Origin of the sequence: Sphaerisporangium album (assembly GCF_003323745.1) — a bacterium.
Classification (GTDB): Bacteria; Actinomycetota; Actinomycetes; order Streptosporangiales; family Streptosporangiaceae; genus Sphaerisporangium; species Sphaerisporangium album.
Genome location: NZ_QOIL01000038.1, coordinates 1 through 20,622 on the forward strand (window position 1 = coordinate 1; position 20,622 = coordinate 20,622).

Below are 20,622 nucleotides of genomic sequence, written 5' to 3' on the forward strand. Positions count from 1 at the left end.
CATGCCGACGAACAACGACACCTCGCCGATGAACACCCCGCCGGACCACCCACGGCGGGGTGTTCTCATCCCAGATCATCGGCATCCTCAGCGCCTACCTCGTCGGCAATTTCGGCGCCGGGCAACAGGCCTGCGGCGACTACCTCAGCCCTTATAAGGCGGCCGAGAAACTGCTGGAGCACCGCGGCATCGCCTGGCTGCTGAGCGACGACGATCTGACCGAAATCCGGCCGGGGGACCGCACCTGGGCGGCGGAGTATCTGACGGCTCGGTACGCCACCGGGCAGGACGCCGTGGAGTGGCGGCTGCGGCTGCGGCCGATGCCTGCCGCGGCTGCGGTAGCGGCGGCCCACGCTGACTCCGGTGCCGACGAGGCCGCGAGGCTGGCCGCGCTGACCCTGGTGCCGGCAGTCCGCGCCGAACTGGAGATCCTGCTGGCCGAGCTCGACGGCACCGAACTTGCCCTGATGGACGCGCTTAAGGACGTCGACGGGGCGACGTTCCGCCGGATCGGTGACGCATTGTCGATGAGCAGGCAGGGAGCCGAGCAGCGTAGGAGTCGCCTTGAGCAACGGGTCACGTCAACGCCCCGTTGACGTGGTGTCCCGCGTGAATGGTGGCGGACCTGCCCTGGGGCGGGTTCATGGTCGCAGGGGCCGCGCGGGCGGGAGATGCACCCGCTCAGCGGCCGCTTGGCGGGTAGCGTCCGGCCGCCGGTCGTAGCGGGCGGTGGTGACGGGGGAGGCATGCCCGACCATGGCCTGGGCGGTGGCCAGGTCCACCCCGGCGTCCAGCAACTCACCGATGAAGGTACGGCGGAAGTCGTGCGGGGTGCGGCGGCCTGCGGCGGCCTGGGCGATGCGTTCGATGAGGATGTCGGCCACGCGCTGCCCGGTGATGCGGGCGAGCCGGTTCCCGGTGCGGCGGGGCTGGCCGTTCTTCTTCAGGGCGCAGAACAAGGCGCCGGGAGCGCGGCCGCGGATCGCGAGCCACGCCTCCAGGCGTGCCACCGTGTCGGAGGGCACGAACACCAGGCGTTCCTTGTTGCCTTTGCCGCGGACCCGGATGGACCGGGCGGCGGCGTCCCAGTCGGCGTACTCCATGCCGGCGGCTTCTTCGCGGCGGACACCGGTGGTGTACAGCACGGCGAGCAACGCGGCGTCACGGACCCCGATCGCCCGGGTCTGCCCGTTCGGCGCGGGCCGGCTCCCCGGCGGGTATCTTTCGCGGAGCCGCCGGTACCGTTCTTCGGCGCGGCGGCCGCTGCTGTACCCGAGCTGCTCGGCGACCTCGTTCCACGGCGTGCTCTTGGGCGGCTTGTCCCCGCGTTGCTCCAGCCGGGCCAGGGCGTCCAGGTCGCGGGCGCCGGTGCGGGCGCGGACCAGGTCGGTGAGCTGCTCGCGTTCACCGGTGTCACCGGTGTCGCCGTCGCAGGCGGCGAGGATCGCACCGACGACCTCGGGCGGGACGTGCTGCCCGGCCGGGAGACGGGACGCCTTCGCGCCGCGGACGTCCCGGGCGCGGTGGTAGTCCTCGGCCGACATCAGACCGAGCCGCCACGCCTCCTCCAGGACGCGGCGCAGCGCGTTCAGGTGCTTGTTCAGGTACGTCGCCGCCGGGCCCTGCTCGTCGAGCATGGCGCGGATCCGCTGAGTGTGCTCGTACCGCAGCAGATGCCACGGCTGCCCAGCACCGGACTCCGCCGCCGGGTTGATTAGCTTGGCGATCCGGTCCAGGCATTCGCGCATGGTGCGCCGCGAATCCCCTGCGGTGAGGGAGTCGAGGTACACCCAGTACGGGTCCCGGGCGCGCGGCACCTCCTCCGCCGCGGCGGGCACGGAACCCGGGGCGGGGACGTGGACGGGGAGGTGCTGCTCGGTCATGATCCTTCGATTTGGTCGATGATCGGTTCTACGACCTTATTCAACTCCTCCACCAGCACCGACACCGAGCGGCTGGCGGCATCGACCAGGTCGTCGTACGGGCCGCGCGGCGGGCCCGGAAACCGGCTCAGGTCGAGCGGGAACAAGCCTGGCCACAGGCCGGTTGCCTGGTGTTGTTGATCATGGTGTTGTGGGTTCTGGGTGTAGTCCGGAGATGTGGGTGAGGATCTTGACGCCTGCGGTGAAGTCGATGTCGGAGAGGTGGTAGGCGGCTACGTACTCGGGGAAGCCGAGGGCGAGTTTGGCCCGGCTGGTGGGGTGGGCGGTGTGGATCAGGTCCATGAGGCGTTGGGTGAAGGCCCCGGGTTCGAGTCCGGTGGGTACGCGCCGGTCCATCCTGTTCAGGTACCACAGGACGTGTCGTGCGGTTTGCTGGTCGACGTCTCTGGCGAATAGGTACGCCTGGGGATGGGTGGCCGGGTTCTGGAAGTCGATGCTGCGCTGCAGCTCGTTCCACTCTTCGAGGGTCATGGGTTCTCCGGGGCGGCGGGCGGGAGCAGGAAGGTGAGCCGGTTGGCCGTGTCGAGCTCGCCGGCGTAGGTCGCGATTTCGCCGGTGATCGTGGCGAGCTGGCGGGCCTGGCCTCCGTAGAGGCCGCCGGCGGGGTCGCTGTCGAGCTGGTCGAGCATTCCGGTGATCTTTTTGCGGGCGTCGTCCAGGGCGTGGCGCAGGTTTTTGACGGTGTTGCGGTGTTCCTGGTCGTAGCCGCGGCGTTTCAGGTTGTCGGGGAGGGGCGTGGGGTCCATCAGGAGTCGGGCCTTTCGACGCGGAGGTGGATGGTGCGGTACCACCAGCGGAATGCGCGGGCGGTGGGTATGCAGAGGTCCTGCACGGGTTCGTCGTCGTGGTTGAGGATGTCGAGTACGGCGTAGCAGCCGCCGCATTCCGGTGTGGGCGGTTTGACGTAGCCGATGGCCTTGGCGCGGTGCAGGGTGCGGGCGATGGCAGCGCGGCCGTCGGGGGCTTCGCTGATGGTGTAGGCGCGGCCGGTGCCGTCGGGGAGTGCGCGGAACGCGGTGAGAGCGCGGGCGTCGGCGTGGAGGTCCGGTAGGTCGCGGGGGTGGGTCTGGCGGGTCACTGGCGGGGTCCTTCCTCGTGGGCGGCGTTGGCGTCGGCCATCTCCTGGTAGGAGTCGTAGAGGTCCGGCCAGTTGGGGCCGGGGGACAGGGCGGACACGGGGAGACGGCCGTGGGAGACGGCGAGGCGGACGGCGACGTGTCCGGTTCCTTCGACGGCGAGCCATCCGGCGCAGGCGACGTTGGTGCCGGGGTGGCCGGGGGCGCCCTGGTGGCAGGCGAACAGCGGGGCGTCGAGGGGTGCGCTGCCGCGTTCGGCGTTGTGCACGGTTTCGGCGAGGGCGTCGTACCGGCTGGTGGGGAACTGGCCGAGCGGGGCGTCGCGGCGGAACGGGCATGGGTCGTCGCCGGCGCAGGGGAAGATACGGCGCGGCATGGGGGAGGCGGCCGGGTTCACGAACGGGTCTCCTGGTCGAGGGGCTGGCCCGCGGGGGCCGGGCCGGATGTCACGGAGGAACGCCTTACGCTCGGGTGGCTAGGTGCGGAGAGCGTCGAAGGTGTGCCTCAGGGTGTGCGGGGGCTCCGGGAAGGTCAGGCATGGTCGGCGCAGACGTAGCGGACATACAGCCGGTCGGGGCGGAACTCGACGGCGGGAGCGCCGCAGGTCGCGGCGGGGAGCCCGTAGCGGGTGAGACACGTCGGGTGCTGGCAGAAGCCCTCAACCGGGTCGGCAGCCCGGGCGGAGACGGTCGTCCCGGAAGTCATCTGACCAGTTTACCGCAAATAGGTTGTGAGAAACATGCATTCTCATGACTTATTTGCGGTATAATCGTGGGGTAGAGATGACCGACGTGTCCTGGCTCAGTCGAACTGATGCGGCTCTGGGTAGCTGATGTCGTGACTCGTTTAAGTTGATGCGGCTCAGTGAAACTGATGCGGAGAGATTGCGGGCGTGTCATGCTCTGTGCCGTACCGACGGTGAGCTTCTTGTTTGCGAGGCGGACGCCGTCGCGATCCTCGCCTACCTGGACGCCGACCCGAAGTGGAGCCTCGACCAGCACCAGAACACGATGTACGTCTACGTGTACAAGGTGGACGACGTGGACGAGGAACCCTTAGAGATCCTCATCAACACGCTGATGAACCCGACCGCTCTGCGCCGCGTGATCAACGAGATCAACACGATCGCGCTTGGGCTGCCCGGCTACGTCCACCCGGCGATCCTCGACCGGCTCACCGCCATCGCCCGGCTCGCCCCGGCCGACTCCGAGATCTACCGGGTCGCCACAGGGCAGACGTCTTCTCGGTGAACACCGACACGGCGACCGGTGTTCTAAGAGCCTGCTGACAAAGGCTTAAGTGCTCGTGGGTATGGGACCGTAGAGGGCTGGTCCGATCTTGCTGATGTAGCCCTGGTGGGACCATTGGGATAGTTGGACGCGGAAGCTGTTGATGTTCTCGATTTCGAGGATGGCTGCCAGTTCGCTTCCTTTCCAGGCCCGCCAGGGCTGAGCGGCCAGGAGTTCCAGGACCTTGCCGCGCCGGTCGGAGCTGGAGAAGTCCGGAAGCGGCGGCGGGTCGCCCCAGCGGCTCGGGGGTGGATGGCCTTCCAGTTCGCGAGTCAGGCGGCGGGTCATCTGGTGTACGGTGGCCCACCAGATCAGGGCTTCGTGGTGTTCGGGCTTACGTTCATAGATCCGCACCAGGCGGCGGTAGCGGGCCAGCCAGGCGAACGTTCGTTCTACCACCCATCTGCGGGGTAGGACGACGAAGCCGCGGATGTCGTCGTTGCGCTTGACGATCGTGACGGCCAGACCGAGGACCTGCTTGGCCCAGGTCACCAGCCGTCCGGCGTAGCCGCCGTCGGCCCAGACCAGAGTGATGGTGGAGAACTTCTCCCGCAGCAGCGCCAGCAACGGGTGCGCGCCGTCGCGGTCTTGCACCGATGCAGCGGTGACGATCACGCACAACAGGAGCCCGAGCGTGTCGACCACGACATGCCGCTTTTGCCCCTTCAGCTTCTTGCCCGCGTCGTAACCGCAGGCTGCCGCCCCGACGGTCTCGGCCGCTCTGACCGTCTGGGAGTCGACGCATCCGGCTGTCGGAAGCTCATCCCGCCCGGCAAGGATCCGCAGACGACCGCGTAGCCGCCCGGCCAGCCGTTCGGGCAGGCCGCGCCCGGACCAGCGCAGGAAGAACGCATACACCGCCTCATAGGGCGGGAAGTCGACCGGCAGGGCCCGCCACTCGATCCCGTACCGGGTCACATAGTTGATCGCGTCCAGCATCGCCCGCAGGTCATGCACCATCGGCCTGCCCTGGGCCGTGACCAGCTCGGCCATCACCGCCCGCGCCTCGCACTCCAGCACCGCCCATTCGGCATCGGTCAGATCCGACGGATATGCCGGTTTCCGGCCATGACATCCGCACCCCGGTGAGGCGCAACCGCTGGCGTTCAAGGCCGTAGGCGTGTAGACAGACAACCACGGGCTCCTGGCCGCTGAGCTGCTTAGACAACACCTCAGCTACCGGGAGCCCGCTCCCATTCACGGGCCAACAGCCCAATCATGACCACACCTCGGCAGTCTCCTGACTCCAACCCCGCCAGCAAATCCCTTTGTCAGCAGGCTCTAAGGGCAAGCGCGGCATCATCGAGCCCGGGTGCGGCGGCTGCCGGGACCTGCTCCCCTACGCCGTGACCAAGAAACAGCCGCGAGATCGGCGAGATCGGCATGGTCCGTCTCACCGAGGGCCACCCAGCCGACTGCCACTACGGCGTCGACTCGACGGCTACTCTCCCCGACGGCACCGAGGTGCGCGGCTGAGACGGATGGCACGAGTCTGCCGAGCCGTCGACCACGTTCATCTGCCGCAGGCGCGCCGGCAAAGCGCTAGCCCGAGCGGCATGGCGCCCCGACGACCGCGTCACGACAGGACACCCAATGAGCGACAGCCCCGCCCCGGCCGGGCGGCGCCACCCGGCCGCCCGTACCAGGAGCACCCGATACCCCGCCAGCAGAAAGGCCCGATCGTGACCCACAACTGCCCGAACTGTGCAGGGCCGTCCGACTACGGGCCCGGCCCGTGCACCTCCTGCGCCTGCCGCAACTGCCAGGGCGGCGCCTTCTTCGGCTACGACTGCTCTGACTGCGGCGGGACCGGCATCCGCCAGGACGCCCCCGCCGCGCCGGTCGTCCCGGGCATCTTGTCCGACCCGGCCGTGCACGTGGCGGCGGCCAGAGAAATGATGCGGACGATGACCGGGAACGCCGCCGTGGCGGAGGCCGCGCTTTCGGCGCGCGGGCTGCGGCCGGTGTCGATCGCGCACGGCGACGCCGAGACCCCGGAAGACGCCGACCTTACATATAAGGTGCTCCCCCGTCTCGCCAGGGAATCCGGCACCGTGCAGTCGACCGTCGGGGGGAACGACTACACGACGTACTTGTTCGCAGGGCCCGACGCGGAGCAGGCAGCCGTGCGATTCATCGCAGCGGCGCTCGGTGTCGCGCAATCCTGGTGGCGGATCACACCGACCGCTCAACCGAAGTTCCGCTGATTTCCATGCCGCCGCCGAGAGGCGTCGCGGCTCGGCGGCGGCCTTCAGCGCGCGTTACTAATTCGAACGGGGTTTCCCCTAGCGTTGCTTACAGGGAGCTCACATGAGGCTCACCCGTGATCACAGGAAATTCCCCCTTATGCAGTTTCGTTCCCGTCGCCTGCAGGCGCTGCTCGGCGTCCCGCTCCACGAGGCGACGTACAAGCACTTCGCCGACCTCCTGCACTCCGAGGACGCACGCGAAGCCGAGGACCTGGACTACAAGGCCACCTACGCCGGCCCCACGATGAGCGACTCCATCGCTGTGGACGTGGCGACCTTCGCCAACCACCGCGGCGGCGTGATCGTCCTTGGCATCGACGACACGAACGGCATCCCCTCGGCGGACCCCGGCATCGACCTCACAGACGCGTTCGAACGGGAAATCCATACCGCTGTCGCGGCGCGTGCGCCGGCGAACAAGGGACTGCTGAAGTGGCCCGTCCGGTACAACTCCCAGAAGTTCTGGATGACCGAGACGCAGATCGCTGCGGCATACCGGCGCAGGTTCTCCGCCGCGGCCGACAGCGCGGCGCGCGTGGCCGAGGTTGAGTCTGCTGTGGTCCTGCGCGTCCTGGAGGGCGGCGGCGACTGGAGGACTCCCCGCCCGGTCCTGACGGTGTCGCTGGCCCCGGAGACGCCGGGACAGTTCAGCATTGCCGAGGACGAGGTCCGCCATTTCAAGGAAGGGCTGGCTCGGGATGCGTTCATCGTGGGGCGCAGTTCGCCGTTCTTCACCCCCGGATCCGGCGTGGGCCGGGGGCACCTGTACGCTGCCGGGCACCTGCAGGGCCGGGTGACGTGGGCCGAGTTCCATACCGATGGCGCCGGCAGCATGATTCTTCCGCTGTCCTTCTTCCCGCCGCAGGGCGGTCAGACCGCGGTGGTCATGGACTCCCAGGTGACGCTGTACATCCTCAGCGCCCTCCGGCTGCTGGCGTTGCATGCCACCGAACGTGCCGGCGCCACCGGGACCGCCGTGGTGACGGCCCGGATCCTGCCGGACGTCCTTTCCTACGAGACCAAGGTTCCTCGCCTCATCGAGGCGATCACAGCACAGCAGACGATCGGGGATCCTCCGCAGACGTACGGCAGGCGACGGCGGGACACCCAGACGGCGACGGAGAGCGGCGAGTACACCGGTCGCGAGCCCGCGCGTGACGCGCACGGCGACGCAGTCATCTTTCTGGACGATCTCGCTGGCGACGGCCAGCCGCTCGCTGCGGCGGTCGGCCAGCTCACAGGGGCCCTCCTGCAGTGCTATGGGCTGCCTGAGTGTCGGCAGATCCGCCCGGATGGCACGCTGGTGCTGCGGGCATGGGAGTCCCACGCCGACGCCGGCCAGGCGTGGGCAGAGCAGCTGGACATTCCCGTCGAGGACTAGGCGCCCCCACCGGCGGCGTCGGGGACGTCGAATCGAAGCGCGACACTAACCTGCCCACTTCGCAAGCCGGTATGCCGCTGCCGGCCGGGGCTTCCGGCCTGCAACGGTTTCCACCATTCGCGTAGGAGGCATCGCTGGCCGCGGCAAGGGCCACGACGACCCGGCGGTGGACAGCGCGCTCGCCGAGCTCGGCCAGCCGTACACCGAGCAGACGGTCAAGCAGGAGAGCACCGCGGCCGCGCAGTTCGGCACCCTGGGGTCGGGGAACCACTTCGCCAAGGTGTGCCTGGACGCGCCGGGGCCGGGTGTGGACCGTGCTGCATTCGGAGTCGCGGGCCCTCGGGAACCGGCTCGCCACGCGGCACATTCCCGACGCCGAAGGCTCTGATGAAGCGGCACCGATCGGCACGCCGTCGGGGTGGATGAGACTGTCCAGCGGTGGCTATGCAGGCGAGCTCGAGCACCGGATGTTGCCCACTTCGGGCACCGCTCCGCGATCTCGCAGCAAGATCAATGTTGGCGAGTTCGAGCACCACCGCGTCACCCAGCTTCAGCGGCAGCGACGAGAAGCGTGGAAACGCGCCGCGACCATCGGCCGGCCGGGTGGTGCTCGAACTCATCGACACCACCTCGCGGCCGGGCAGGGTGGCGTCGGCACTCACCAACATCTGGTGCCCGCACTCGGCGACGAAGCCAGTCCAGCGGCACGCTGCCATCGCAGGCCTCGATGAGGGTCGGCTCGATCGGCCATCGGGCCTGTGGCGTGAGCGAACGGGCCCCGCCGGCCTGCCAACCCTCACACCTGCCTCTGGATGAGCTGGAGGCGGGCATGCGGGCATGCCTAGCACCAGGCGCCGCTGGCAGGTGCGCCCGAGGAGTACGCCACCGATCTTGGCTACGGTGCCGGACCCTTTTCATCCGATCCAAGAATTGGCTGGTGCCCATCTGTCTGAGCCGCAGTTGCCCGGGTGGGTGTCCACTGCTGGACCGTGCGCAGAATGACGGCGCCGAGTTCCCTGCGCAGCAGCTGCAACGCAGAGGTGAACTCTGCAGGAGGGGCGGGGGGTTGGCCGGCGAGAGACGCAGGGTCACCGTGGTGGCCGGGTGGTCCGTCTTGGAGGAGTAGTTCGATCGGGCGCTGGCCGCACGGTTCGTTGCGGTGTGCTTGGGCGGCGGCTTGTCGACTGGTGAGAACCTCGTGCCATTGCCGGCGCTGCTCGCGGTACAGCTCCATCCACTGCTGGCGCCGGGCCGTGGTACCGGTGCGTTCCGCGACGTCGTCGAGGGTGACTGTGCCCCGGCGCCAGCCGTGAGCGCCCTTGTCGGCCAGGCCGTGGGCGGCGAGTTCCTGTAGGGCACGGTGTCCTGCGGTCGAGCCGATGCCGGCGAGCCGGATGACCTCCCTGGTTGTGGTTTCCACGGAGGGCAGCAGTGCCTGGTAGACGAATGCGGCGCCTGCGGCCAGGTCCCACAGGCCTGGGTGGATGATCTCGATGTTCCCCGCACGCCAGCGACGCCACAGGGCCTCGTGCCGGTAGGGGGCGGGGATGGTGAGTGTGTAGTGGTCGGCCTGGGTGCCGTGGTGTTCCCGGGTGAGGTCGATAAGGCGGTCGGCTGCTGGTTCCTCGCGCAGTAGCTGCAGGACTCGGGCCACGCAGCTCCAGCCGAGTCCGGTCATCAGCGAGAGGCTGCGTACCCCGAAGTGGGGTTCGAGTCCGCCGCCCATTTGCGCGGCGGCGCCGAGTGCGCGCAATACCTTGCGGACCGACAGCAGGCGGCGCCCCCAGCGTTTCCGGCGCTGAGGGTCGTTTTCGGCGATGATGACGGCGTTGAGCCAGATGCGGATCCGCTGGTAGGCCTCATAGGAGTCGGGTTGCTGCGAGAAGGCTTTGCTTTGTAAAGGGCGTGGCCATCTTGTGATCAACATGCTCGGAGCCGAGGGTGGTGCCCCTCCGCGCGTGGAGGGTTTCTCCCTTGTGTGGCCGTTGCGCTCAGATCGATACTCGGCGATACCTGCCAGCGCTTTTTGCCATTCGGTGTGCAGCCGGAGGTGTTGCTGGGTGGGGGAGTATTTGGCGTAGGCGCGGGCGAGCCAGGGCCAGCGGCGGGTGGCCATGGCTTCGACCAGATCCTCCAAGCGCCATCCCGCAGCCGCGGCGCTGTTGACGATCGCCTGGCGGGCGTGGCTGGCGGAGGGGTAGCTGTGCCTGCGCCAGGTTCCGTGTACGGCGATCTGTTCCAGGTGGCGGCGGATGGGGCGCCGACCGCCGCTTTGGGGCAGCCACGGCACGCCGGAGTCGTCGAGGGAGCAATCCAGCAGGTCCTCGGGGAGTCCCGGTCCGGTACGGATGATCGGCGCGGTGGCGGCGAGCTCGGCCTCGAGTTCTTGCATCAAGCGATTCCAGGTCTGAGCTCCGCAGGGGTGGTTGACCGCCTGCAGCGCCTGGTCCAGGGGTATGAGCAGGTGCATCCATCCGGTGAGCCGGCCACGATGGGTTTTGTGCGGGGCCCCGGGCGGGCGGATCTGGCCGAACGGGCTGGACATCGGCCCGGGGTCGCAGGTCGAATACCGGCGTGCCAGCGCCAGTGCCAGGTGGTTGAGCTCGGCGTGCGGGAGCGGACGCTGCCACAGCACGTAGACGTGTCGGCCCCCGGAGGGGGAACCGTCGAGGATCGCGCGGCCGCCGCAGCGGGCGATCAGCGCGGCGAAGTCGGCGGCCTGGGCGGCTACCAGGCTGTGAGGGTCGGGTGCGTGCAGGGCCTGTGCCTTGTGCACGTCGAAGTCCGCCGCCAGCAGGCGACTCATCCCGGTTTCGGGGTCGCAGGTGGGGATCGTGGCCGGTTGGCTGGGGAGGCGGTCCTGCAACTGCCGCTCGAACAGGCGGCCGCCGCGGTATCGAGGAAAGGTACGCCCCCCGTCGGGGGACAGCCGCATCTGCGGCGCCTGCGCGAGCGCGGGCGCCAGCAGCCTCCAGTGTTCTGCCGCCACGGCGGCCGCCGGCGTGCTGGTAGCGGACGACGGCTGCGCCGCCGGTGCGGCGGCGCGAGCAGCCGCACCGGTGGGGCGTGGCGAGTTGGGTGGTCGGCGCTGTGAGCGGGCGAGGGTGTGGGGGATCGGGATATCGGGGGGGATGGGGGATGCACCGGCCTGTTGCGGCCCTGGGGATATTCCGATACAGGGCATGGCTGTGCTATCCCGGGCACGATCGGTTATGATCTCCTCCAGGGGACCAAGGTGTTCCCGGCAGCAAAAGACCGGCTCGCGGCGTAAGCCGGAGCTGATCGCAAGAGAGACCTTCACCTTCGGTTTGCGAGGCCAGTGGGTGAGGGGCTCTCACGGGCTGTGAAGTTGTGATGAGCGGGTGGGCAGTTCAGCGTCTGGCGTGCGGCCGTGCTGAACATGTCCCGCTAGGGATGCGTATGCGCCTGAGGCCCTCCTTTCCGTGGAGATCAGCGCCTGGGTGGCCCGCCGTTTGATCCGCGTTGCGTTCTGCTTGGGCGGCGGTCAGTCGACCGGGCCGGGTGCTGGCGGCTTGTCCTGGTGGCCATGGGTCCGGTGGTGCGCCCGGGCCGCGGTCGCGCCGGTGGTCGGTGGCGCGGGTTGGCCGGCGGTCCGGGGTCGTGGAGCCGGGTTCGGTGGGGATGTGCGGCGGCGTGACGGCGTGTATGCGCGCTCCACGTCTGTGACTCTGTGTGTGGCGTCGATTGCGCATCGTTGTACTCGCCCTCCTTTCGGCTGTTTGACTACTGAAATGCACGTTCGCCGGTGCTTATGCGTATAAAGATTGCCATTTTCTCAGGCGTACATGTTTGCTGTATCGCCAGACGGGTGTCAAGATCGGGCTTAGGTGAGGGAAGGAGTCGCTGTGGAGGGTGAGCGCCTGCCCGGGTTAGACACTATTGCCGCTCGACTGACATATCTGCTGTCCCGAAAAGGGTCGAGTGCGAAGAAGGTGACGATCGAGGAGGTGGCCCGGGTCACCGGTGTCTCCCGTGCCACCATCACCCTGATGAAGTCGGGGCAGGCGTCGAACCCGCAGGTGGCCACGCTGCGTTCGCTGGCCGACTTCTTCAAGGTGCCCCTCGGCTGGCTGGCGGGCGATCTGCCTGAGCCCATCTCCGAGGCCCGGATGCGCGCCTTGATCGCCGGAGACCTGGTCGGGCTGCCGATCTCGGCGTTGCGGACCATCGCCGAGCTGGTCGGTCTCACCCGTCAGGCCGAGCAACTGGCCCGCGTCCCATCGTCGGTGATCGCCCCCGAGGCCCCGGTGCCGCCCTCCGACATGGGGTCCTTTGTTCGGCATCTGGAGAACGCCACGTCCGACAGCGTTGTGGGGTGTCGCCTGCGGCTGCTGCGCGAGGGCTATGGCCTGTCGGTCGGTGAGGCCGGCGCCGCGGCGGGAGTCGGCCGATCGGCTGTGGAGTGCGTCGAGGATGGGGAGGGCAGCCCGGAGGCGGTTGGGGCGCTGCTCAGTGCCTATGGGGTGTCCAGTCCTTACCAGCGTGAGACTGTGATGCAGTTGGCCCGGCACGAGCGTGACCCGCAATGGTGGGACCTGCCGGAGATTCCTTTGTGGTTGACGGCGATCGCGGGCCTGGAGTCCCGGGCAGAGATGATCTACACCTATCAGGCGCAGTACGTGCCGGCGTTGCTGCAGACGGCACAGTACGCCCTTGCCTCCTGCGAGGCCTCCCGCTCTGAGCGCCCGTCACAGGCGAGCATTCAGTTCGATGCCCTGATGACGCTGCGGCGTCAGCGGCTGCTGGAGCGCGAGGACGCGCCCCGTCTGTGGGCGGTCGTGGATGAGAGCGTGCTGCACAGGCGGCTGGTCGCGAGGGAGGAGCATCTGGAGGTCCTCGATACCTTGATCGCCGCGTCGAAGAGCGTGAACGGCAAGGTGACCCTGCAGGTGGCTCCATATGATTGTGCCTTTGTGCCTCCGATACCCAGCTTCACGCTCTACCGGTTCGCCTCTCCCGGTCAATCCGACCTGGTGTGCGTGCACGGAATCGACGCCGACCAGATCATCAATGAGCGGCTGCAGGTTGACGCCTATCACAAGGCCTTTGTCATGCTCGCGGTCGCGGCCATCCAGCCAGAGCGGACGGTGGACTTTCTGATCGATCTACGCACCAGCGTCTCGTTGGAACCGGGGGAGTAGAGGGCGCAGCGGTGCGCCCGTCTCGGGTGCGCCATGGCCAGAGGCGGTACCGGTGCAGCTTGGTCGTAGGCTGCGGGGCCAGGCGGCCCGGGTTGGGCCGGTGACAAGTCCCCGCGCGTTCGGGCCGCAGGTCCTGCGGCCGGTCGCTGCGCGCTATCCACCGAGCGTCGTGATCAGCACGACCTGGCTGTGTACGGCCTGGCGCGCGCGGATCGCCACCCAGCATGCCGAAACCCTGGCTCAGCGGCGAGGGATGGGCAGGCGGACGTCCGCCGCAGCAGGATGCAGGGTCACCGGGATGGCGTGGAGTGGCTGCAGGGCAAACAGCGCCTCACCACGGCGTGGGGATAGACCGGCTCGCGCGGGCGTGAGATCGCGCCGCACAGTGGTGACGCCGGTGCCGGGGTGATCCCCACGATTGTGGTGCGTGAGCTGCTGAGCCAGCGTGATGGGTGCCGATCGGGTGTCGGCGTGACGGCGAGGGTGCACGCGGCGATCGCCACCGACACCGAAAGCCGGATCACTGCGCGCCTCGCTGCCTGGCGTGCCATGCAGTCCTCCTCGTCTGTGGTTGAACGCGGCAGTTGTCCGCCGGCCCGCGGCCGTCGATGGGTGAAGCCCACCGCGGCCCCGCTGACACGGTGCCCGGCGGCGCCGCGATTGGGCGCGAGGGTGTCGGACTGTAGCGGGGTTTCGGGGCAGGAGTGTCGCGGGGCCTCCCGCATCGTTGCCGTTTCGTGATGTGTGTGGGCGGGGGTCGTTCTGCTCGCCAGGGTCCCTGGGTGGCTCATCGACGGTGACGTCGCATGAGGTGACGGTGCCGGGACGGCGGCGGGACGGCGGCGGGGGCGTTTCATTTTCAGGAGGGCAACACCCGGCGGATGGCGACGGCGCGGTCCCGGAATTTCGTCCAGGGGCTCAGCTTGACCAGCTCGCCGGTCTGGGGAGCCTGGATGACCTGCCCGTCTCCGATGTACATGACGACATGACCGGGTCGCTGGACTGTGCCCCCCGCCCCGAGGGTGAAGACCAGGTCGCCGGGGGCGACCTGGTCGGCTGATACGGGGCGGCCGCTGTGGACCTGCTCGCCGGTGGTCCGTGGCAGGTTCACCCCGGCGTGCCGGTAAGCCTGCTGGACCAGGCTTGAGCAGTCGCAGTTCTGCCGTCGGGGATCGGTGGGGCGTTTTTGTGGATCGGCGCAGTCGCCGCCCCACACATAGGGGGTGCCCAGCTGGCGGAGCGCCCAGGTGATCGCGGTGCGGACCCGGGTGGTCGGCTGAGCGCTCGCCTGGGCGTCCAGGTCGGGTGAGGCCGGGGTGCTGGGGCAGGCCGGCGCAGTGGTGCTGCCCCATATCTGGTCGGCCAGCGCTGCGGCGAAGCCCGCCCAGCGGCGGTAGTTGGATCCGTCAGGGTAGGCCGACCGCTGGACGGCCTGGGCGGCCACCCAGGGCGGCAGGCTGTCCCAGCCGGGCAGGTCGGTGAGCCCGGGGGGCGGCGGCGGCTCGGGGCCGCCCAGGAAGGCGGCGACGGCGTACTGCGGATCGGCGCGCTGGGCGGCGCCGCCCCAGGCGGCGCGCTGCTGGAACAGGCCGATGCTGTCGCGGTCGCCGTGGCTGAGATTGCGCAGGGACGACTCGGTCATCGCGGTCATCAACGCGATCGTCGCGGCGTGTTTGGCCTTGCCCGCAGGCAGGCGCTGACGGGTGATGTCGACGATGAGGTGGGCATTGCGCGCTTGGTCACTGGTCAACGTGGTGGTGGCGGCCGCGATCGTGGCGCTGGGCGGACTGCTCACCGCGCATGCCGAGCCCGCCGAGTCCATGCTCAGCCCGGTGGTCACGGCGGCCGCACAGACGAGCAGCAGGGCAAGCAGGGCGGGGACGGCTTTTCCCATCGGGGATCAGGATGCCGGGGCGGCGTCGTCGACGCGCCAGCCGTCGTCGTAGCGCAGCAGCCGTATCGTCCAATCCTGGCGCAGGTGTTCGCTTTGTCCAGCCCGGTCCAGGTCCTGACGGTAGGAGATGAGCACGTAGCACGTGGCCGGGTCGGCGGCGTCGGGCCCGGCGCCCGGCCTGGGCGCGGCCGCCAGCACCCGCACCCGGGAACTTTCCCGGGACCGCGACACCAGCAGGGGATCGAGCGCGTTGCGGGGTCGTAGCTGGGCGGCGTAGCGGTGGGTCAGCAGCGGGCCCACCCGGGTCAACGGTGCCAAGGAGTCCTTCTCGCGCCAGGAGTAGGTGAGCAGACGCGCGGTGAACCGGGTCGCCGCCGCGATCGGGGCCGGGGAGTCGCAGGCCCAGCGCGGTGCGACGGGGCCAGAGGGGCGGGCGGCAGGGGCCGGCGGGGACGGCCATGTGGCGCGGCTGCTGACCGAGGGCCCGCTTGCCCGCGGAGAGGCGGGCATGGGGATGGCACAGCCGGCCAGCAGCGCCGTGGTGACCAGCCCGGCCACGGCCAGGCGTATCAGTGCTGCGCAAGGCCTCCGGTGGGGCCTGGGGAGGGCAAGCTCGGCGGGCAGAGCGCCACCAGCAGGGCCGCGCGGGAGAACCGCAGCGAGTTGCCCGCCCGCAGGCAGGGCACGATCGCCTGGTGCGCCGCGTTCAGCAACGTGGCCAACCCCACCCCAAGCAGGTCGGCGGCCTGTTCGGCGGTGAGCACCTCGTCGGCGTACCGCAACTCGGCACACGACCGGCCGTGCAGGTGTGCCGTGACGCAGGCACCGGCAAAGCGCACCACCCGAGGGGCAAGGCGCAGGCTGTGCAACTGTCCGCTGGCCGCGTAACGGCGGACGGTGCGCTCGGCGAGCCCCAAGGTGAGGCCGACTTGAGCCGCGGTCTGCACCGGTCCGCCCTGGGGCAGCCGGTCGGCGGCCGCCTGGCCCTTGGGGGGGCGGCCGCGTTTGCCCGACGTCGCCACCACGTTGTGAGTATCCCACTGCGCCCACCACCGCGACCCTCCCGCCTGGCCGATCTGCCAATGGCCGTAAAAATGACAGAACGACCGTAAAAAGAGTTACAGTCAAGGTCAAGCCATCTCTTGACTGAGATTCCTGACAGGGAGTGCGTGCTGGATGTGTGAGCTGGGCGGGTCGGCCGCAACCATCGCGCGTGGCGCCTGATGGCGGCCATCGCTGCGCCGTCTGGAGCGTGGCTGGGTGTGATGTCCCCCAGGCCCGCCCCTAGTTCCCTGCCCATACCCACCATCGAGCCCAATCCCAACGGCCTGCCCGGGCAGGCCGCGTTCGCCGACATCGTGGGTGGTCTGCTGTGGTACGGGCTGCTGGGAGCGCTGGCGACCATCGCCATCTCCTGCCTGGTCCTTGGGCTGGGCCGATACTTCGCCAACCACCACGCGGTCAGCTCCGGCCGGTTGGGCCTGTTCGGCGGGCTGGCCATGGCCATCGTGATCGGCGGCGCTCGGCAGTTGGTGAGCTGGGCCTACAGCATCGGGGCGGGATTTTGATGGCCATCTCCATGCCGGTGCGCCTGGCATTGGCCGCGGCGGGGATCGTCGCGGTGGGCGCCGCGTGGACCGCGGGCCGCCTCACCGCTCCCACGGCCGCGGCCGACGCCCCCTCGGCCGCCGCATCCTCCTCAAGACCTGCACCTTCCGCCGATCCGCCCCGCCGCGGCGGCGACGCGGGCTCGCCGACACAGCAGGCAGCGCTCGCGGCCGCGGCGAACTACATCGCCATGATCGGCTCGCCGCAGGTGTTGGAGCCCCAGCGGCGAGCCCAGCTGGTGCAACAGATCGGGGCCAACGACTATCGGCCGCAACTGAGCGAACGCCTGGAGCATGAGGGCGCCTCTCCGGTCCTGGCAGGCCTGCGAGACGACGCCGAGCGGCATCTGGCCTACGGCTATCGCACCGTGCCGGTCGCCGTGGCGGCCCAGCACTACGACGGCAGTCAGGCCACGGTGGAGGTGTACACCGCCACCTACGTCGCCGGCTCCGCCCAGCCTGCCACCATCGGGCACGGCACCACGGTGGCTGACCTGCTGTTTGAGTCCGGCGGATGGAAACTGGCCGGATATCGCACGACCGGCGAGGTCGGCCCCATGCCCGCCGGCTATACCACCCCCGGGGAGGGGTGGCGTCCGGTCAACGGGCAAAGCGTCATCACCATCACCCAGAATCTGCGCGATCTGTTATCCCGCGCACCGGCTCCGCGCTATGCGGCTCCCTGAACCGCCGCCGGCCCGTCGTCCGGCCGCCGTGAGGTATCGCGCGGCGGCCGGCGCGCTGGCGCTCCTGGTCGCCGCGCTGGTGATCATCACGCTGGCCGCGACACCCGCGGCCGGTTCGCCTGCTCCCCGCACGCCCCCACCGACCGGCTCGGCCACCCCGGCGCCCACTCCTTCGCCCAGCAGGGTCGAAATCTCCACCGACTTTTGGTGCCAGGGCATCAGCGCGAGCATCAACCCCGACTGTCTGGCCAAGAAGATCAACTCCACCGTGATGATCGCCATCGCCGAGGCGGTGATCTGGCTGGGGAACTACATCGGTGACGCCATCCGATCCAGCGGCACGCCGGACCTGACCCGGGGCTGGTTCGTCGACATGTTCGGTACGGTCCGGGCGATCGCCGCGCTGTGCGCGATGATCGCCCTGCTGGCCTCGGTACTGGTCGCAGGACTGCGCCGCGACCCCGGCGAGATCGGCCGCACTCTGGTCAAGGTGCTGTCGGCGGGAGTGTCCACCGGCATGATCATCGCCGTCGTCACCCTCGCCTACCAGTTGATCGACGACTTTTGCGACGCCATCCTCGGCGAGCAGGGATGGCGCGAGGTCACCTTGGCACTGCGCAGATCGGTAGCCCCGCTGCTGACCGGCTTGGGCCCTGCGGGCAGCTTCACCGCCACTCCGATCGCGCTCATGATCTTGATGGGCCTGGCCATGCTGGTCAGCCTGACGGTCATCTGGGTGGAGATGGTCATCCGCCGCATGCTGATCGACCTGTGCGTGCTGATGTGGCCCCTGGCGGTGTCGGGAGCGATCTGGACCGAGGCACGGCAGTGGACCAGGCGGCTCAGTGACAGCATCATCGCCTTCCTGGCCCTCAAGCTCGTCATCGTGCTCCTGCTCCGCGCGGCCTCCTCCTCCCTGCGCGAGGAGGCCTCGATCTCCGGGCTGATGTTGGCGGTGGGCCTGTTCTGGCTCGGAGCGTTCTCACCGTTTGCGGTCATGCGCATCATCGGGTTCGTCGGCGGGGCGGTCAACCCCGGGCACTCCGGTGAAGGACTTCGTCAAGGCGTCACCGCTGCAGGCGCGGCCGCCGCTGGCGCGGCGTGGACTGTCGGGCGCCGCGCCGCCGGCGCGATCGGCGGGCTTGGGGCAAAGATGCTCGCCGGCGGCCGGACCCCGATGCCGGCGCTGGCCGGACAAGGCGGCGACGCCTCCAGCAGGGAGGGTTCCAGTGGGGGGCCAGCCGAACCGGCCTCCTCCGAGCGGGACTGGTCGACGGTGCGGCCGGTCGATCCGGCGGCCCGAGCCGCCATGCTCGGTAATCAGGCCCCCACCGGCGGCTCCTCGACGCCGCCGGGCGGGGCTGCCTCCGGCGGCGCCGGGCCCGGCGGCGCTTCCCCTGGTGGCAGCCGCGTCCGCGGCGCCGTTCGCTCGCCCGCCAGGGGCGCAGGGGCCTCACCCGGCGACGACGGCGCCGCCGCGGCGCCGCAGCCCGCCCAGCCCGCTGCGCCGATCCCGGCGCCCCGCGACTACGCCTCGGTACCCGCCGCGCCGGCTCCGCCGCAGGAGGAACCACCCGCCGCCGCCCCGCCCGCCGCGCCGCCGCCGGGCCAGCACGTTAACGCTCCGCCGCCGACACCGGACGGGTACCGCGACTACGGGTCCGCACCCTCGCCGACACCTCAGACACCTGTGACACCGCCGCCGACACCGCCGCCCGGCCCGGAAGGGGCATCGCCATGAGCGACACCGAGCAGCACCAGCGCTACACCTTCACCTTCGGCCCCAGGGAAACCCGTGGCGTGGTGTTGGGACTGGGCATGGGATCGGTGCTGCTGGTGTTCGCCGCGCTGTTCGCCCTGACCCGGCTGGCCTCCAGCGGCACCGGCGGACTGCTGGCGGGGATCGCCCTGGTCGCGCTCACCGTGGCGGCGGTGTGGGTGCCCATCGCCGAACGACCCCTCGTCCACTGGATCCCCGTCGCCATAACGTTCGCCCTGCGGCGCCTGCTGGGCTACAGCCGCTACCGAGGCGGACCCGCCGCACCCCCGGCAGGATCGGCACGCTCGGCCTCCCCAGCAGCCGGGGGATTGGACCTGGCGCCGTTGGAGCTACCGGGAGAGCTGGCCGGACTGGGGCTGCTCACCGCCCAGGTGCACACCCGGCACGGCCCCCGCAGCATCGGCGTGGTCAAAGACCGCCGACGCGGGCTGTACACCCTGGTGATCTCCACCCGCGGGTCGGCGTTTCAGCTTCTCACCCCCGAAGAACAGGACGCCCGGCTGATGAGCTGGGGGGAAACCCTCGCCGGGCTCGGCGGCTCGGCCACCGGCATCGTGCGTGTGCAACTGCTGGACACCACCGTTCCCGACAGCGGCGATGCGCTGGAGCGGCACTGGCAGGCCAGCGGCGGGCAGGGAAGCCCGGCCACCGGTGAGTCCTACCGGCACCTGCTGGCCCAGGCACGGCCGATCACCCAGCGCCACGACAGCTACGTGTCGCTCACTCTCAGCCCGCGCCGAGCCCGCCGCCAGATCCGCACGCTGGGCGGCGGTGACCGCGGCGCGTGCGCCTACCTGATCCAGCAGGCCCAGGCGATACAGCGGGAACTGCGCAACGCCGGGGTGCAGGCCGACGGCGCGCTCGCCCCCCGCCAGCTGGCCATGGTGATCCGCACCGCCTACGAACCCGGCGCCCGATGGATGCTGGAGCGGCGTGGCCCTGACATGCACACCACCGGCGGCGCGTCCGCCGACGAAGCCGGGCCGATGGCCTGCGACGCCGACCGATGGGCCTACTACCGCACTGAGGACACCTACCATGCGGTGTACTGGATCTCCGAATGGCCGCGTCGCCCGGTGCTCGGCAACTTCCTGGAACAGCTCATCTTGGGCACGCGCTGCGAACGCACGCTCAGCGTGGTTATGGAACCCCTGGACCCGCGCAAGGCCGAAGACGACGTCTCCCGGCGCGAGACCACCAAGCAGACCGACGCCGGCATGCGCCATCGCTGGGGTTTCAAGGCCACCGCCCGCCAGCGACGCGAACGCCTCACCGTCGCCCGGCAAGACGAGGCGCTGGCTTCTGGCCACGGGCTGTACCGGTTCCTCGGGTTGATCCGTGTCTCCGCACCCACCCTGGAGGCGCTGGACCAGGCCTGCGGCGATGTGGAGCTCAACTCCCGCGGGCTCAAGCTGCGCCGCCTGTACGGCGAGCAGGACGCGGCCTTCGCCGCGACGCTGCCACTGGGGCGCGGCCTACGCTACGGACCCCTGCAATGACCGCCAAGCGAGTGGTCCATCCGCCCCGTCAACGCCGGGCCGCGCCTGACCACCCC

Annotated in this window: 22 protein-coding genes; 10 read left to right on the top strand and 12 right to left on the bottom strand. The window is 69.8% G+C overall.

The genetic code is table 11. From position 1 onward, the window contains the following. Positions 1-59 precede the first annotated feature (59 nt). Entirely contained in the window at positions 60-596 is a 537-nt protein-coding gene (locus DQ384_RS39180) for a hypothetical protein (RefSeq protein WP_114033958.1), read from the top strand. A 45-nt stretch (positions 597-641) separates the two neighbouring features. Here the strand turns inward: DQ384_RS39180 and DQ384_RS39185 are convergent, their stop codons facing one another. From DQ384_RS39185 to DQ384_RS41945, 7 genes are all read right to left on the bottom strand, one after another. Further along, positions 642-1,883, bottom strand: a complete 1,242-nt coding sequence (locus tag DQ384_RS39185) for a tyrosine-type recombinase/integrase (protein WP_114033959.1) — start codon at positions 1,881-1,883, stop codon at positions 642-644. Next, positions 1,880-2,029: a hypothetical protein gene (locus tag DQ384_RS41935; RefSeq protein WP_181871676.1), complete on the bottom strand. Its 150-nt coding sequence runs from the start codon at positions 2,027-2,029 to the stop codon at positions 1,880-1,882. The genes DQ384_RS39185 and DQ384_RS41935 overlap by 4 nt, the downstream gene beginning before the upstream one ends. A gap of 34 nt (positions 2,030-2,063) precedes the next feature. After that, positions 2,064-2,414, bottom strand: coding sequence for a hypothetical protein (locus DQ384_RS39190; protein WP_114033960.1), 351 nt, complete (start codon positions 2,412-2,414; stop codon positions 2,064-2,066). Then, a complete protein-coding gene (locus DQ384_RS39195; protein WP_114033961.1) occupies positions 2,411-2,689 on the bottom strand; it encodes a hypothetical protein in 279 nt (92 codons plus the stop codon). Before DQ384_RS39195 ends, DQ384_RS39190 begins: the two co-directional genes overlap by 4 nt. After that, positions 2,689-3,021 (bottom strand): hypothetical protein, encoded by a 333-nt coding sequence (locus DQ384_RS39200; RefSeq protein ID WP_114033962.1) that lies wholly within the window; start codon positions 3,019-3,021, stop codon positions 2,689-2,691. The genes DQ384_RS39195 and DQ384_RS39200 overlap by 1 nt, the downstream gene beginning before the upstream one ends. Further along, a complete protein-coding gene (locus DQ384_RS41940; protein WP_220183381.1) occupies positions 3,018-3,416 on the bottom strand; it encodes a DUF6283 family protein in 399 nt (132 codons plus the stop codon). Before DQ384_RS41940 ends, DQ384_RS39200 begins: the two co-directional genes overlap by 4 nt. A 134-nt stretch (positions 3,417-3,550) precedes the next feature. After that, positions 3,551-3,724 carry a hypothetical protein gene (locus DQ384_RS41945; protein WP_181871677.1) on the bottom strand — a complete coding sequence of 58 codons (174 nt, stop codon included), beginning with the start codon at positions 3,722-3,724 and terminating at the stop codon, positions 3,551-3,553. 149 nt (positions 3,725-3,873) lie between these two features. Between DQ384_RS41945 and DQ384_RS39210 the strand changes: the two genes are divergently transcribed. Then, a complete protein-coding gene (locus DQ384_RS39210; RefSeq protein WP_147269075.1) occupies positions 3,874-4,269 on the top strand; it encodes a hypothetical protein in 396 nt (131 codons plus the stop codon). A gap of 45 nt (positions 4,270-4,314) precedes the next feature. On the opposite strand, the gene DQ384_RS39215 is transcribed toward DQ384_RS39210, so the two are convergent. Continuing rightward, entirely contained in the window at positions 4,315-5,442 is a 1,128-nt protein-coding gene (locus DQ384_RS39215) for an IS5 family transposase (protein ID WP_220183382.1), read from the bottom strand. Positions 5,443-5,990: 548 nt separating this feature from the next. Between DQ384_RS39215 and DQ384_RS39220 the strand changes: the two genes are divergently transcribed. From DQ384_RS39220 to DQ384_RS43470, 3 genes are all read left to right on the top strand, one after another. Then, a complete protein-coding gene (locus DQ384_RS39220) occupies positions 5,991-6,515 on the top strand; it encodes a hypothetical protein (RefSeq protein ID WP_114033964.1) in 525 nt (174 codons plus the stop codon). A 103-nt stretch (positions 6,516-6,618) separates the two neighbouring features. Further along, entirely contained in the window at positions 6,619-7,938 is a 1,320-nt protein-coding gene (locus tag DQ384_RS39225) for an AlbA family DNA-binding domain-containing protein (RefSeq protein ID WP_147269076.1), read from the top strand. A gap of 166 nt (positions 7,939-8,104) precedes the next feature. Next, complete coding sequence (locus tag DQ384_RS43470; RefSeq protein WP_245967092.1) at positions 8,105-8,326, top strand: RtcB family protein; 222 nt, start codon at positions 8,105-8,107, stop codon at positions 8,324-8,326. A gap of 507 nt (positions 8,327-8,833) precedes the next feature. On the opposite strand, the gene DQ384_RS39235 is transcribed toward DQ384_RS43470, so the two are convergent. Beyond that, positions 8,834-10,927, bottom strand: a complete 2,094-nt coding sequence (locus DQ384_RS39235; protein ID WP_147269077.1) for a hypothetical protein — start codon at positions 10,925-10,927, stop codon at positions 8,834-8,836. A 964-nt stretch (positions 10,928-11,891) separates the two neighbouring features. On the opposite strand from DQ384_RS39235, the gene DQ384_RS39240 reads away from it, so the two are divergent. Next, complete coding sequence (locus DQ384_RS39240; RefSeq protein ID WP_181871678.1) at positions 11,892-13,100, top strand: helix-turn-helix domain-containing protein; 1,209 nt, start codon at positions 11,892-11,894, stop codon at positions 13,098-13,100. Between the two features lie 859 nt (positions 13,101-13,959). Here DQ384_RS39240 and DQ384_RS39245 read toward each other — a convergent pair. Genes DQ384_RS39245 through DQ384_RS39255 form a run of 3 tightly spaced genes read right to left on the bottom strand, consistent with a single transcriptional unit; the run spans position 13,960 to position 16,019 of the window. Further along, entirely contained in the window at positions 13,960-14,994 is a 1,035-nt protein-coding gene (locus DQ384_RS39245; RefSeq protein ID WP_114033968.1) for a C40 family peptidase, read from the bottom strand. Between the two features lie 6 nt (positions 14,995-15,000). Then, positions 15,001-15,552 (bottom strand): hypothetical protein, encoded by a 552-nt coding sequence (locus tag DQ384_RS39250; protein WP_114033969.1) that lies wholly within the window; start codon positions 15,550-15,552, stop codon positions 15,001-15,003. Positions 15,553-15,563: 11 nt separating this feature from the next. After that, positions 15,564-16,019, bottom strand: coding sequence for a helix-turn-helix domain-containing protein (locus tag DQ384_RS39255; protein WP_114033970.1), 456 nt, complete (start codon positions 16,017-16,019; stop codon positions 15,564-15,566). 240 nt (positions 16,020-16,259) lie between these two features. On the opposite strand from DQ384_RS39255, the gene DQ384_RS39260 reads away from it, so the two are divergent. From DQ384_RS39260 to DQ384_RS39275, 4 genes are read left to right on the top strand one after another with little or no spacing between them, the layout of a single operon-like run. Next, a complete protein-coding gene (locus DQ384_RS39260) occupies positions 16,260-16,562 on the top strand; it encodes a DUF6112 family protein (RefSeq protein WP_147269078.1) in 303 nt (100 codons plus the stop codon). After that, entirely contained in the window at positions 16,562-17,287 is a 726-nt protein-coding gene (locus tag DQ384_RS39265) for a hypothetical protein (RefSeq protein WP_114033972.1), read from the top strand. Before DQ384_RS39260 ends, DQ384_RS39265 begins: the two co-directional genes overlap by 1 nt. Positions 17,288-17,315: 28 nt before the next feature. After that, the gene (locus tag DQ384_RS39270; protein WP_114033973.1) at positions 17,316-19,028 is read left to right on the top strand and encodes a TrbL/VirB6 family protein; all 1,713 of its coding nucleotides are present in this window, start codon (positions 17,316-17,318) and stop codon (positions 19,026-19,028) included. Continuing rightward, positions 19,025-20,566: an SCO6880 family protein gene (locus DQ384_RS39275; RefSeq protein ID WP_114033974.1), complete on the top strand. Its 1,542-nt coding sequence runs from the start codon at positions 19,025-19,027 to the stop codon at positions 20,564-20,566. Before DQ384_RS39270 ends, DQ384_RS39275 begins: the two co-directional genes overlap by 4 nt. The last annotated feature ends 56 nt before the right edge of the window (positions 20,567-20,622 follow it).

Bases quoted from the DNA above. Each gene is read 5' to 3' on its own strand.
- DQ384_RS39210 (WP_147269075.1), top strand. From the start codon at position 3,874: ATGCGGCTCAGTGAAACTGATGCGGAGAGATTGCGGGCGTGTCATGCT.
- DQ384_RS39265 (WP_114033972.1), top strand. From the start codon at position 16,562: ATGGCCATCTCCATGCCGGTGCGCCTGGCATTGGCCGCGGCGGGGATC.
- DQ384_RS39245 (WP_114033968.1), bottom strand. From the start codon at position 14,994: ATGGGAAAAGCCGTCCCCGCCCTGCTTGCCCTGCTGCTCGTCTGTGCG.
- DQ384_RS39260 (WP_147269078.1), top strand. From the start codon at position 16,260: ATGTCCCCCAGGCCCGCCCCTAGTTCCCTGCCCATACCCACCATCGAG.
- DQ384_RS39190 (WP_114033960.1), bottom strand. From the start codon at position 2,414: ATGACCCTCGAAGAGTGGAACGAGCTGCAGCGCAGCATCGACTTCCAG.
- DQ384_RS39225 (WP_147269076.1), top strand. From the start codon at position 6,619: ATGAGGCTCACCCGTGATCACAGGAAATTCCCCCTTATGCAGTTTCGT.
- DQ384_RS39195 (WP_114033961.1), bottom strand. From the start codon at position 2,689: ATGGACCCCACGCCCCTCCCCGACAACCTGAAACGCCGCGGCTACGAC.
- DQ384_RS39275 (WP_114033974.1), top strand. From the start codon at position 19,025: ATGAGCGACACCGAGCAGCACCAGCGCTACACCTTCACCTTCGGCCCC.
- DQ384_RS41945 (WP_181871677.1), bottom strand. From the start codon at position 3,724: ATGACTTCCGGGACGACCGTCTCCGCCCGGGCTGCCGACCCGGTTGAG.
- DQ384_RS39185 (WP_114033959.1), bottom strand. From the start codon at position 1,883: ATGACCGAGCAGCACCTCCCCGTCCACGTCCCCGCCCCGGGTTCCGTG.